The organism is Gordonia sp. GONU (assembly GCF_024733855.1).
GTDB classification, from domain to species: Bacteria; Actinomycetota; Actinomycetes; order Mycobacteriales; family Mycobacteriaceae; genus Gordonia; species Gordonia amicalis.
On the sequence record NZ_JANRHB010000011.1, the window covers coordinates 80,797 to 94,373 of the forward strand.

Here is a 13,577-nt window from a genome sequence, read left to right on the forward strand (position 1 = left end):
CCGGACTACTTGTACTTCGGGTTGTTGAACACCGGGATCTCGATGTTGATCGGCATCCGCAGTTCCGACATGTAGAGGAGTACGAACTGCCGGAGGAATTCGTCGATCATCCAATAGGCCTCGCGTGGCATGCCGACGTTCAGCAGGCCTTCACGGACCAGTACATACGGCGTCCACGCGGTCTCCAGCAGCGGAGTCCATACGGGTTCACGCGGGATGTGCAGCCCGTCGGCGGCCTTGTCGCCGAGCATGAACCGGGTCAGCGCCCCCAGAACTCCTCGCGAGAGGAGGGTCAGGTCCAGGTTCATCCCGAGGTCGAGCAGCATGTCGGCGAGCTTGCGACCCTCCGGCGTCGGCTCGATGATCGGGTCGAGCACCTGCTTCGCCTGTGATTCGGCGGCGTTCCACGACGCCGGGATGTACTCGTCCTTGACCCCCAGCATGTGGGCGGTGATCTGCCACGAATGCAGGAAGCCCGCCGATTCGTCGGCAGCGATCGGCACCTGCCACTTGCGGAAGTTGCGCATGACGGTCGTCGGCAGGCTGTGCCACGTCACCATGATGTCGGCCTGACTGATCGGCACGTTCTCCGACGCGGAGTGCACCCAGTGCGGCGACTGGGGCAGCAGGTGCCGGACGCCGGCATGTGCCATGCGGGTCTTGAGACAGGTCACGATCATCTCGCCGCCGGGCTGATAGGCATTGAGCGAGCCGATGTCGTAGCCGAGTTTGGCTGTCTTGGAAATGCGGTCCTTGAGGTCCCAACCGCCCTTGGAGTAGTAGACCGCCCGCGCCTCCCGCGGGATCAGGGTGCTCATCATCCCGCTGGCGAAGCCGTAGATGATGCCGAGGTACGTGCCGCGCTTCTGGTTGAACTTCACCGCCGTGGCCAGTTTGGACTGGTCGGTCCAGGACGGCAGCTGTCGCGCGTGCTCCATGAAGTCGCGCAGTTCCGACGGCAGCCCGGCGGGCAGCGGTTGCGAATTCTTGTGCCAGGTACGCAACAGCTTGTTGACCTTCGGCGCCTGACCGCTGTCGATGACCTTCGCGATCACCGGGTCGGCCTCGTCGTCCCACAGCTGCCGCGGGTCGGTGCCGGCACCGCGGCCCGGTACGGAGTTCGCGGGTGACCACGTCCAGGGCGTTGCCGGGGCCACCGCGGCCACCGCACCCGCGGCGCCGACCACTCCTCCGGCCTTGAGCAGCTTCCGCCTGTTCAGATCTTCCATGACCCCGTCCCATCCGTTTCGATGTATCAATGTGACAAACTTCGTATCCTTGTATCCTCTGTACCATCGGGTGATCCAAGACACACCGAAATCCCCGGATTTGGGATCGTTGATCCGGCCGGATCGATCGCCACAGAAAGGGGGATCACCGATGCCGTCGTCCGCCGCAGACAGCCCGGAACCGGGCATGATGCCGGTCGGCTCGTCGTCGAGTTCGGTGATCCACCGCGCTTTCCTCGGGTCGGTGAACCCGACGGACACCGAGTCCGATCCGACCGCCGAACGTCTGCTCGACGCCGCCTTCGACCTCTTCTGTCGCCTCGGCATCCAGCGGACCCCGATGGAGAAGGTCGCCAAGAACGCGGGCGTCACGCGAGTGACCCTCTACCGGAAGTTCGCCACCAAAGACGCCTTGGTCGACGAGGTGGTGCTGCGCGAGTTCCGGCGCTACTTCGAACAGTTCCGCGCCGACATCCCGGCCGCACAGACGGCTGCCGAGCGCGTGGTCGTCGGATTTGTCGGATCTCTCCGCGCGGTCGCCGGCAATCCCCTGATCAGCGGCATGGCCGACTCCGAGTCGAGCATGCTCATCGAATCGATGATCGGCGACGACGGCCTCCTTCTGTCCGTCGTGCAGAAGTTCGTGGCCGCACAGCTACGACGAGAACAGCTGTCGGGCACCATCTCCGACGATCTCGACATCGAGCTCGTGGCCGAGATGATGGTGCGCATCTCGGCGTCGTTCCTCACCGTGCCGAGTCGTGTCGTCGACATCACCGACGACGCGCAACTGGCCGACATCGCGAGACGATTCCTCGTCCCGATGCTCGATCACCCACGCTGACGGCGTCCGGCTGGGACAATCGGCGGAGATCACTTCCAGCCGAGGGGAGTTCCGCGATGCGTTCGTGGTCGGTCATCATCATCCTGGCGGTGTCGCAGTTCGTGATGGTGCTCGACAGCACCGTCATGAACGTGTCGATCTCGGTCGTGGCCGCGGATCTCGGCACGTCGATCACCGGCATGCAGGCCGCGATCACCTTCTACGCCTTGACGATGGCAGCGTTCATGTTGACCGGTGGCAAACTCGGCGACCTCATGGGCCGGGTGCGGGCCTTCAAGATCGGCGCCGTCATCTACGGGATCGGTTCGCTCACCACCGCATTGAGTCCCAACCTGGCCGTCCTGATGGTGGGCTGGTCACTGGTCGAGGGACTCGGGGCCGTGCTCGTCATCCCCGCGATCGCCTCTCTGGCCGCGATCAACTACACCGGCAAGGCCCGCGTCGCCGCCTTCTCGATCCTCGGTGCCGTGACCGGACTCGCCGCCGCGGTCGGCCCGTTGCTCGGCGGCCTGATGACCACCTACGCCTCATGGCGTTATGTCTTCGTCGCCGAAACCGTCGTCATGGTGATCGTCCTGTTCGCGGCGGGACTGATCCACGACGTCGAACGCGATCGCGACGTGCGGATCGATCCGGTGAGCGTCCTCGCATCCGCCGGCGGCCTGTCGCTCATCGTCTACGGTGTGCTGCAGTCGAAGACGTGGGGGTGGCTGAAACCGCAACATCCGCCGGAGATCAACGGCTCGGAGATCGCCCCGTTGGGCGTGTCCCCGGTCGCCTACCTGTTGCTGCTCGGCGTCGTCGTCCTCTGGTTGTTCGTCGATCGACAACGCGCACTTGCCAGTTCCGGCCGGCAACCACTTCTCCGCGTCGAACTGTTGCGGATACCCGCGTTGCGCAGCGGACTGGGCGGGTTCCTCGCGCAGTACTTCGCGATCGCCGCCCTCTTCTTCGTGGTGCCGGTCTACCTGCAGACGATGCTGGGTCGCGACGCCCTGCAGACCGGTGTGAAGATCCTGCCGCTGTCGGCGGGTCTCGTGCTGTTCTCGATCCTCGGTTCGTGGCTCACCGCACGACGTTCGGCCCGGTTCATCGCCCGCGGCGGGCAGCTCACCATGGCGGTCGGCGTCCTCTTCGTGATCGCCGGGGTGGGGGTCGACCTGCGCAGCATGACCTTCGCCATCGGGATGTTCGTCGTCGGAGCGGGTTTCGGCCTCCTGGCCTCCCAACTCGGAAACGTCAACATGTCCGCGGTCGAGGAGAAGGACACCTCCGAGGTCGGCGGCCTGCAGGGCACGTTCCAGAATCTCGGCTCGTCATTCGGGACCGCAGTCGCTGGTTCGGTGTTCATCCTCCTGTTGTCGTCGGGTTTCGTCTCCGCGGTCGACGACACCGATTCGCTCCCCGCCGCCGAGCAACAGCAGATCGTCTCGACGGTCGACGACAGTGGAGTGCCCATCATCTCGGCGGATCAGGCACGCACCATGGTGCTCGACGCCGGCGGCTCGGAAGCCTCGGCGCAGGCGGTGTCCGACGCCTACGCCGACGCGCAGATCGCCGCGATCCAGCAGGCCTTGTTCATCGTGTTCGTCCTGCTCGTGCTGGCGTTGCTCTCCTCACGGCACCTGCCGAACCGGATCGTCGCGCACACCGACGCCGACACCGACACCGACACCGACACCGACACCGACACCGACACCGAGGAGAAAACCTGAGGAGGGTCAGCCCCGCGCGACAACCTTCTTCGCGATCGTGGCCTCGATGTGTCTGACCGCTTGCGCCGCGAACGGGCCGATGATGCCTCCCAGAACACGGCCGGCGATCCCGCCGGGCAGCGTGTAGTTGATCTCGAGCTGGAGATCGGTGCCGTTCCCGTCGTCGGCGAAGCGCCACGTGGTGTCGGCCTCGAAACCGTCGATCGCCCGGAGCTCGATCAACTCGTTCTCGACGTACCGGGTGCACTCCACGACCGCCTTGATCTTCTTCGGCCCGAGGTCGACCCTCACGTCGAAGACCGACCCGAGTCCGCGGGTCTGATCTGTTGTCGGATCGAAGTGCGTGACACCGATCAGATACTCGGGAACGTTCTGATATCCGTCGACATAGTCGAAGACCCGCTCGCGAGGTGCATCGACGACGACCTGATGACGTACCACTCCCACGCTCTACCCCGTTCTCGCGTGTCCGGCCCGGTGTCTCCGGCGCCGCTCCCGACCGACACTATGCGGTCGCAACCACTTCCAGGTGCGGGACACGGATAACCGACTTGACCTTCCGTCGTGGGGTCGGCTATTCCTGCAGCACGATGTCGACGTCACCGGGCGGATGGTCCGAACTCCTCGCCCGTGAACACCGCGCGGCGGTGTCGGTGTTCGCCGGCGGCATCCTCGTCTTCGCGATCAACACCTTCCTGACCGCGGCGTCACTGCCCAGCACCATCGCCGACATCGGCGGCGACGAGTTCTACGCCTGGGTCGTCACGATCTTCCTGATCGCGTCCGTGGTGGCGTCGATGCTGGTGACACGCGCACTGGCACAGTTCGGCGCGCGCGGCGCCTACCTGATCGGGTTCTCCGCCTTCGCCGCGGGTTCACTGATCTGCGCCCTCACCCCGACCATGCCGATCCTGTTGGCCGGCAGGCTGATCCAGGGACTCGGTGGCGGCCTGCTCACCGGGTTGGCGCTGGCGGTCGTGCAGATCGCGCTGCCACAGCGGATCTGGGGGCGGGCGGTGGCGCTCATCTCGGCCATGTGGGGAGTCGGGAACCTCCTCGGCCCGGCGCTCGGCGGCCTGTTCGCCGAGGTCGGGTTGTGGCGCGGCTCCTTCTGGTTCCTGACGTTGTTCACCCTGGTCATCGCTGCCATCGCCGCGCGGGTGTTGCCACGCGGTCGCGGCTCGGGCGAACGGCACCCGTTGCCGTGGGCATCGCTGGCCGCGGTGACCGTCGCCGCCGGCGCGGTCTCGGTCGCCGGCGTCGTCGGTTCGACGTCGGTGATCGTGGTGCTCGGCGGAGTCGCCCTCCTCGCCCTGGTCGGGTTCGTGGTCGTCGATCGACGCGGGACCACCGGCCTGCTCCCCCGTCTCACCTATTCGGTGGGCAACCCCCTCAAGTGGATCTATCTGTCGATAGCGGTGCTGGCGATCGGGTCGACCGCCGAGGCATTCCTCCCGCTGTTCGGCCAGCAGGTCGGCGGCCTGACACCATTGGCCGCCGGGCTCATGCCCGCGGCGCTGTCGTCGGGGTGGACCGTCGCGCAGATCGCCAGCAGCACGTGGGCGCACGGCCGGTCCGCGGCGGCCGCCCGCATCGCCGGTCCGGCCTTCCTCGCCGCAGGTATGGCCGGATACGGCCTGCTGCAGTCGTCGAACGCGCCGATCGCGGTGGCCGGGTGGTACGCATCTTTGGTCGTCGCCGGCATGGGTATCGGTATGGCCTTCCCTCACATCGCGACCGCCGCGATGGGCATCACCACCGATCAGGCGGAGGCCGCCCGCGCCTCGGCAGGGGTCAACTCCGTACAGATGGTCGCCAACACCATCGGCTCGGCGGCCGCGGGTCTGCTCGTCAGCATCGGGTCCGACGCGGTCGGTTCGGCACGTCTGCTCTCGTTCGGTTTCGCCTGCCTCGCCGTCATCGGTGTGGGCATCGCCGTTCGTTCCGTCCGTCCTGCGCGGTGACCGTACGCTGAGTCCATGAGACGCCGTCGGGGAAGTCCTCATTCCGGGCGTCGGGTCGTCCGCTTCGCGGTGTTCGGGGTCTCCTGCATGCTGGTCCTCGCGTCGTGCGGAAACGGCTCCGACGAACCGGCCGCCGCCCCGGTCACCTGCGCGGAGATCCCGAACAGCGATCTGATCGGCGCCGAGAGTGTCTCGGTCGCCCCCACCGACATCGCGACGAAACCCGAGATCGCCTCGGGTTACCGGAACGGGATGAAACCGGTCGTCACCGCAACGTACGTCGCGGCCACCGCCAATCCGCTCGCCACCCGCGCGGCGTGTGACGTCCTGCACGACGGCGGTACCGCGGCCGACGCGCTGGTCGCCGCACAGATGGTGCTCGGTCTCGTCGAACCCCAGTCCTCGGGGATCGGCGGCGGCGCCTTCGCCCTCTACTACGACGCCACGTCGAACACGGTGCGCGCCTTCGACGGTCGCGAGACGGCCCCCGCAGCCGCCACCGAGACCTATCTGACCCGGATCTCCCCCACCGATCCGGCGCCACCGGTGCCCGGTACACGCGCATCGGGCCGGTCGATCGGTGTCCCCGGCGTGGTGCGGATGCTCGGCATGGTCCACGGCGAGTACGGCAAACGGGCCTGGCGTGATCTGTTCACCCCCGCGATCTCGTTGGCGGACAGTGGTTTCGAGATCAGCCCCCGTCTGGCCGGGGCGATCGCGGCCGCGGCGGCGGACCTCGAGGCCGACGTCGACGCCCGCGACTACTTCCTGACCGGCGAGGGCGCGGCGAAACCGGCGGGCACCCACCTGGCCAACCCCGCCTACGCGAAAACCCTTGGGGTGCTGGCCACCGACGGCGCCGACGCGATGTACGACGGACCGCTCGCGCAGGCGATCGTCGCCGAGGCGGGCACCACCGCCGGCGGCATGACGCCCAGCCTGATGACCGTTGACGACCTGCGCAACTACCGGGCCATCGCGCGGGACCCCATCGTGACGGAATACCGGGGCCGCCAGATCGTGGCGATGCCGGGACCGTCGTCGGGCGGGATCGCCGTCGCCTCCACGCTGGGCATCCTGGAGAACTTCGACCTGCCGTCGATGCCGCCCAGCGAACTCGACGGTTCCACACCGACAGCCGCGGACGGCGGTCGGCCGAATCCCGCTGCGGTACACCTGATCACCGAGGCCGAACGTCTCGCCTACGCCGACCGCGACAAATACGTCGCCGACCCGGATTTCGTCCCGCTGCCGGGACGCGGCGTCGACACCATCCTCGACCCGGGGTATCTGAAGACCCGGGCCGGACTGATCCGCCCCGACGCCTCGCTCGGCGAAGCCCCGGCCGGCGATCTCGGACCGGTCCCGCTGGGTTCGCATCCCGGTACCGAGTACGGCACCAGCCACATCACCGTCGCCGACCGATACGGCAACGTCGCGTCGATGACGACGACCATCGAATCGGCCTTCGGCAGTTTCCACATGGTCGACGGCTTCCTGCTGAACAACCAGCTCACCGACTTCTCGGCCGAACCGCGCGACGACGACGGGGCCCTGCTCGCCAATCGGGTGTCGCCGGGGAAGCGTCCGCGGTCGTCGATGGCCCCGACCCTGGTGATGCAACCGGGGGCCGGGGGCGCACCCGCACAGGTGGTCGCCGCGTTGGGTTCCCCGGGCGGATCGGTCATCATCCAGTTCGTCGTCAAGACCCTTGTCGGGATGCTGGACTGGGGACTGAACCCGCAGCAGGCGGTGTCGATGATCGACTTCGGCTCGGCCAACACCCCGACGTCGAACGTCGGTGGCGAACATCCACTGGTCGACACCACCGACGACGGCGCGCACGATCCGTTGGTGCGGGGCCTCCGCGAACGCGGAGAAGAGGTGTCCGTCGACGAACAGTCCAGCGGTCTGAGCGCGATCATGCGCCACGAGTCCGGATGGATCGGCGGCGTCGACCCGCGGCGTGAGGGTGCCGTGATGGGTGACGACGCCGCACTGCGGTGATCCAGGTGGTCCGAACGGACGAATCCCTGCTGTGCCATCAGTTTTCCTCAGCGTCACACGGGGGCAACGGAGCGCATACACCCAGCTCATAGCGTCAAGTCGCTCGCAAACGCGGCAACACCAGCGACGTCGTCGTTCCGACATTCGCCGAGGTCGACGAGAGACTCCAGGAGTAACCATGAGTGGCAGCATGTCCCGCCGTCAGGCCATCAAGGCCGTGACGACCTACGAGGTGTCGGCACCCGGATTCACCGAACCGTTGGCAGACACCTTCGGACGCAACGTGTTCGGCTTGTCGGTCATGAAGAAGCGCCTGCCGAAGCATGTCTTCAAGGCGGTCGCGGCGACCATCGACACCGGCTGCGCGCTCGATCCGACGCTCGCCGACTACGTCGCGGTGGCGATGAAGGACTGGGCCATCGAGAAGGGCGCCACCCACTACGCCCACGTCTTCTACCCGCTGACGGGTTTCACCGCGGAGAAGCACGACTCGTTCCTCGAACCGGATTCGAGCGGTGCATCGCTCGCCGAGTTCGCCGGAAAGACCCTGCTGCAGGGTGAACCCGACGCGTCGAGCTTCCCCAACGGCGGGCTGCGGGGCACCTTCGAGGCCCGCGGTTACACCGGCTGGGACGTGACGAGCCCCGCATACATCCTGGAGAACCCGAACGGCAACACGCTGTGCATCCCCACGATCTTCATCTCGTGGACCGGTGAGGCACTGGACAAGAAGACCCCACTCCTCCGCAGCCAGCAGGCGATGAGCAAGCAGGCGATGCGACTGCTGAAGCTCTTCGGCCACGAGAACGTCGACACCGTCGTCTCCTACGCCGGCGCCGAGCAGGAGTACTTCCTGATCGACGAGCACTTCTTCTACGCCCGGCCCGACCTGATGACCTCCAACCGCACGCTGTTCGGCGCCCCACCGTCGAAGGGTCAGGAGTTCGACGACCACTACTTCGGCGCCATCCCCGAGCGGGTGCTGTCGTTCATGATCGAACTCGACCGCGAGCTGTTCAAGCAGGGCATCCCGGCCAAGACCCGCCACAACGAGGTCGCCCCCGGCCAGTTCGAGATCGCGCCGGTCTTCGAACGGTCCGTGCTCGCCCACGATCACCAACAGCTCATGATGACCACGATGAAGGCCGTCGCCGAGAAGTACGGGATGAAGTGCCTCCTGCACGAGAAGCCCTTCTCCGGGGTCAACGGCTCGGGCAAACACGTCAACTTCTCACTCGGCAACTCCAACCAGGGCAACCTGCTCAACCCCGGTGACACCCCGCACGAGAACATGCAGTTCCTCACCTTCTGCGGTGCCATCATCCGCGCCGTCCACACCTACGGCGGCCTGCTACGAGCCGCGGTCGCATCGGCGTCGAACGATCACCGCCTGGGCGCGAACGAGGCTCCGCCGGCGATCATCTCGATCTTCCTCGGCGAGCAGTTGATGGACGTCTTCGAGCAGATCGCCAAGGGCGGCGCCACCGGCTCCAAGGCGGCCGGCGTCCTCGAGCTCGGCGTCGACACCCTGCCCCCGCTGAAGGCCGACCCGGGCGACCGCAACCGCACCAGCCCATTCGCCTTCACCGGCAACCGATTCGAGTACCGCGCACCGGGATCCAACCAGTCGATCTCCGATCCGATGGTCGCGATCAACACCATCCTGGCCGATTCCATCGACTTCATCTCCACCGAACTGGAGAAGCTGCTCGCCGACGGCGCGGAACTCAACGACGCCGTGCAGAAGGTGTTGCAGGAGATCATCAACAGCCACGGCGCGGTCATCTTCAACGGCAACGGCTACTCCGACGAATGGCAGGAGGAGGCCGCCGCCCGCGGCCTCAAGAACCTCCGAACCACCGTCGACGCCGTCACCGAGTACACCGCGCCCGAGGTCGTCGAGATCTTCGAGAAGTACGGCGTCCTCTCGGCCCGCGAACTCGAGGCCCGCGAGGACGTCATCTTCGAGTACTACGGGCTCACCATCCTCGTCGAGGCCAAGGAGACCGCGGAGATCGCCAAGACGATGATCATGCCCGCCGCGATCCGCTACCAGGGCGAACTGGCCGGCACCGCGGCGTCGTTGAAGATGGCCGGGATCGAAGCTCCCACACCACTTCTCGTTGAGATCACCGACCTGATCGGCAAACTGCAGGCCGCCGTGGTCACCCTCGACGAGGGCATCGCCGGCATGCACGGCGAGAGCACCTACGAGGAGTCGAAGTACGCACTCGAGACGCTGATCCCGGCGATGGCCGCGGTGCGCGAGGTCGCCGACACGCTCGAGAGCATCGTCGCCGACGATCTGTGGCCGCTGCCCACGTACAACGAGATGCTCACCATCCTCTGAGATCTCGCGAACGCACCGCCGGAAAGCGCCCCCGAAGTACGCCCTCCACAGCGGATCCGACGACAATACGTCGCCGGTCCCGCTCCACGGGGTGGATTCCGGGGGCGTTTTCCGGGGCGGGTTTCCAGAGGTGACCGCTACCGCACCCGCAAGGACAACGCCACGACGAGCCGCGTGGCGGGATCCTCGAGGTCCATCCCGGTCAGCGCCTCGATCCGGCGGATGCGGTAGCGCAGCGTGTTCGGGTGGACGTGGAGATCCCCGGCGGCGGAACGGACGTCGCCGAAACGGTCGAGGTAGGCGCGCAGGGACACGGTGAACTCGCTGCCGGTGCGGTCGTCGAGGTCGGCGAGTTCGGAGACCCGCGGGTCCACCAGATCGGGGTTCTCGGCGAGGAGCGCCACGATCTCGCCGAGCAGGACACCGGTGCGCGAACCGCCGACGGTCGTGACATCGTCGATCAGTTCACCTTCGAGGGAGGCCGCGTCGAGCACACGGTCGATCTGGGTGCGCAGTTCCGGTACCGCGGCGAGGTTGTCCGGTCCCGCGACCACCGCCCGGATGTGGACGCCGAACTGCCGGTCCGTCGCATCGACGGACACCCGCGCCCACTCGACCGCGGCGTCACCGGTCACGCCGGGCAGCACCACGTAGGCGCGGTCGCCGATGGTCGCGGTCACCGACAACGGACTGAACGCGCTGGCGTGCAGGGTGAGCGCGGAGATGCGAGTGCCGTTCTCTGACAACGGGACCGGAGCGTCCACGGCCGACCCGGTTGTCGCGAACCCGACGAGCACCACCGCGACGGAGGATTCGATGCCCAGTTGGGCGGCCAGGGCGTCGACGTCGATGATGTCGCCGCGCGCGCCGAGGAGCCGACGAACCGATTCGTCGTGTTCGGTTCCGGCGGTTCGACGCCGGGCGATCACCCGAGCGGCCATTGCGGCGGCACCGGTGAGGACCTCATCGGTGTCGGCGGCGAAGGGCCGGGTACCGCGCTGCAGCCAGACGACCCCCAGGAACTCAACCGTCCCGGGGGCCCGGATCGCGACCGCCCGGCGTTCTCGCAGCCCGAGGTCGGTGCGTGCGTCGACCGCCACCACCCGCGACGACCGGCGCAGCGCGTCCATCACCCCCCACTGCCGGAGCCAGGCGAGCATCTCCGGCGGACCCTCGCGTCCGAGGATCGACAACCGCCGGAGCTCATCGGCCTCGTCGCCTGCCGAGCTGTAGGCCAGCACGTGCGAGCGCTCGTCCTCGATGCTGACCAGGCCACCGGTGCGCCGGGCGACCTGGGTCGCGATTTCGAAGAGGTCGCCGGTGGTACCCGACTCCATCGACTCGCCGTCGTTCGGCGAACGCCGCGCGGTGTCGAGGACGCGCGCCACGAGGTTGTAGATGCGCTCCCACCTAGCGTGCGGGTCGATGGCCACGACCGCGATTCCGAGCCGATCGGCGAGATCGGTGAGTGTCGCCGACGACGTCTTGCTCATGACGGCCACCGGACGGTGCATCCCGAGACCGCCCAACAGTTCGGTGCTCACCTCGTCGGACAGTCCGACCAGCAGGAACACGTCAGCGGACCGCGCGGCGTGACCGAGGCCGAAGTGGACGTCGTCGATGTCGATCATCGCCAGGCTCCGCACCGGCACGTCGAGTCCTTGCGGCGCGGTGATCAGCGTCGCCACCGTCCGGTCGAGGGCCAGGATCAGACGCCCCAGCGCCACACCCGGCGACTTGTCCATGAGAACAAGGCTACGGCCGATCGGTTTGCCGATCGGCCATATCGCGGGAACCATCTCCCCAGGTGAACTGACGTCATGGACGCCATCACCACTCCCCCTCGACCGGCCAACGAGCCGGTACACACCTACGCACCCGGATCGCCCGAACGCACCCGCATCATCAATGAACTCACCAGCCAGTCCATGGCGGGTCGCCGCGAGCTGCCGCACATCATCGGCGGGCACCTGCACCTCGGACACGGCGAGCAGATCGACGTCGTGCAGCCGCACGCACACCGTGAGGTGCTCGGCTTCCTCACCAACGCCACGCACGACGACGCCCGCGCCGCCGTCGACGCCGCGATGGCCGCGAAGGACGAGTGGGCCCACACCAGCTTCGACGACCGCGCCGCGGTGATCCTGCGCGCGGCCGAACTGCTGTCGGGTCCCTGGCGCGAACGGGTCGCCGCCGCGACGATGCTCGGCCAGTCGAAGTCGGTGCAGCAGGCCGAGATCGACGCTCCCTGCGAGCTCGTCGACTTCTGGCGGTTCAACGTCGCCTTCGCCCGGGAGATCCTCGCCGAGCAGCCGGTGTCGTCGCCGGGTGTCTGGAACCGGCTCGACCATCGTCCGCTCGACGGATTCGTCTACGCGGTCACCCCGTTCAACTTCACCGCCATCGCCGCGAACCTGCCGACCGCACCGATGCTGATGGGCAACACCGTGGTGTGGAAGCCCTCTCCCACACAGGCGTATTCGGCCCAGTACACGATGGCGCTCCTCGAGGCCGCGGGACTGCCACCCGGAGTGATCAACCTCGTCCACGGCGACGGCCGGGCCGTGTCGGATGTGGTTCTCGCGGACGAGAACCTGGCCGGGATCCACTTCACGGGCTCGACCACGACCTTCCAGCACCTGTGGCGGGAGGTCGGCGGCAACATCGGCAAGTACCGGAACTACCCGCGGCTCGTCGGCGAGACCGGCGGTAAGGACTTCGTCGTCGCGCATTCCTCCGCCGAACCGCGGGCGCTCCGGACGGCATTGATCCGCGGCGCTTTCGAGTACCAGGGCCAGAAGTGCTCGGCCGCCTCGCGTGCCTACGTCGCCCGGTCGGTGTGGGACAAGATGGGCGACGACTTCCTCAGCGAGACCGCCGAACTGGGTTTCGGCGACGTGCGCGACCTGTCGAACTTCGGTGGTGCGCTCATCGATCGTCGCGCCTTCGACAAGCAGGTCACCGCGCTGCGACGCGCCAAGTCCACGCCGTCGCTCACCGTCGCGGTCGGTGGCGCCTGCGATGACACGGTCGGATACTTCGTGCGCCCGACCGTGCTGCTGTCCGACGACCCTCGGGACGAGGCGTTCTCCACCGAGTACTTCGGACCGATCCTGTCGGCGTACGTCTACGACGACGCCGACTACGAGACGATCCTCGATCTGGTCGACACGACGGCGCGGTATGCGCTCACCGGTGCGGTCATGGCGACCGACGTCGCGGCGGTCGCCCTCGCCTCGGATCGGCTCCGCAACGCGGCCGGCAACTTCTACATCAACGACAAGCCGACCGGGGCCGTCGTCGGCCAGCAACCGTTCGGCGGCGGGCGCGCCTCGGGCACCAACGACAAGGCGGGGTCGAAGGAGAACCTGTTGCGCTGGACGTCGACCCGCACGATCAAGGAGACCTTCACACCACCGACGACTTACCGATACCCGCACATGAGCACTGACTTCACGGGGGTCTGAG

9 protein-coding genes are annotated in these 13,577 nt (G+C 67.3%); 6 read left to right on the forward strand and 3 right to left on the reverse strand.

Annotation, left to right across the window (positions count from 1 at the left end):
- Positions 1-5: 5 nt before the first annotated feature.
- A complete protein-coding gene (locus NWF34_RS12750) occupies positions 6-1,229 on the reverse strand; it encodes an oxygenase MpaB family protein (RefSeq protein ID WP_258325207.1) in 1,224 nt (407 codons plus the stop codon).
- Positions 1,230-1,380: 151 nt separating this feature from the next.
- On the opposite strand from NWF34_RS12750, the gene NWF34_RS12755 reads away from it, so the two are divergent.
- A complete protein-coding gene (locus NWF34_RS12755; protein WP_258325208.1) occupies positions 1,381-2,073 on the forward strand; it encodes a TetR/AcrR family transcriptional regulator in 693 nt (230 codons plus the stop codon).
- A 56-nt stretch (positions 2,074-2,129) separates the two neighbouring features.
- Positions 2,130-3,788, forward strand: a complete 1,659-nt coding sequence (locus tag NWF34_RS12760) for an MFS transporter (RefSeq protein ID WP_258325209.1) — start codon at positions 2,130-2,132, stop codon at positions 3,786-3,788.
- A gap of 6 nt (positions 3,789-3,794) precedes the next feature.
- On the opposite strand, the gene NWF34_RS12765 is transcribed toward NWF34_RS12760, so the two are convergent.
- Positions 3,795-4,235 (reverse strand): SRPBCC family protein, encoded by a 441-nt coding sequence (locus NWF34_RS12765; RefSeq protein ID WP_006436104.1) that lies wholly within the window; start codon positions 4,233-4,235, stop codon positions 3,795-3,797.
- A 143-nt stretch (positions 4,236-4,378) separates the two neighbouring features.
- Here NWF34_RS12765 and NWF34_RS12770 point away from each other — a divergent pair, with 143 nt between their 5' ends.
- From NWF34_RS12770 to NWF34_RS12780, 3 genes are all read left to right on the forward strand, one after another.
- The gene (locus NWF34_RS12770) at positions 4,379-5,752 is read left to right on the forward strand and encodes an MFS transporter (RefSeq protein ID WP_258325236.1); all 1,374 of its coding nucleotides are present in this window, start codon (positions 4,379-4,381) and stop codon (positions 5,750-5,752) included.
- Between the two features lie 15 nt (positions 5,753-5,767).
- The gene (locus tag NWF34_RS12775) at positions 5,768-7,759 is read left to right on the forward strand and encodes a gamma-glutamyltransferase family protein (RefSeq protein WP_375295658.1); all 1,992 of its coding nucleotides are present in this window, start codon (positions 5,768-5,770) and stop codon (positions 7,757-7,759) included.
- A gap of 178 nt (positions 7,760-7,937) precedes the next feature.
- Positions 7,938-10,109 (forward strand): glutamine synthetase III, encoded by a 2,172-nt coding sequence (locus NWF34_RS12780; protein ID WP_258325210.1) that lies wholly within the window; start codon positions 7,938-7,940, stop codon positions 10,107-10,109.
- A gap of 137 nt (positions 10,110-10,246) precedes the next feature.
- On the opposite strand, the gene NWF34_RS12785 is transcribed toward NWF34_RS12780, so the two are convergent.
- Complete coding sequence (locus NWF34_RS12785; RefSeq protein ID WP_258325211.1) at positions 10,247-11,854, reverse strand: CdaR family transcriptional regulator; 1,608 nt, start codon at positions 11,852-11,854, stop codon at positions 10,247-10,249.
- Between the two features lie 75 nt (positions 11,855-11,929).
- Between NWF34_RS12785 and pruA the strand changes: the two genes are divergently transcribed.
- Positions 11,930-13,576: an L-glutamate gamma-semialdehyde dehydrogenase gene (gene pruA / locus NWF34_RS12790; RefSeq protein ID WP_258325212.1), complete on the forward strand. Its 1,647-nt coding sequence runs from the start codon at positions 11,930-11,932 to the stop codon at positions 13,574-13,576.
- Position 13,577 lies beyond the last annotated feature (1 nt).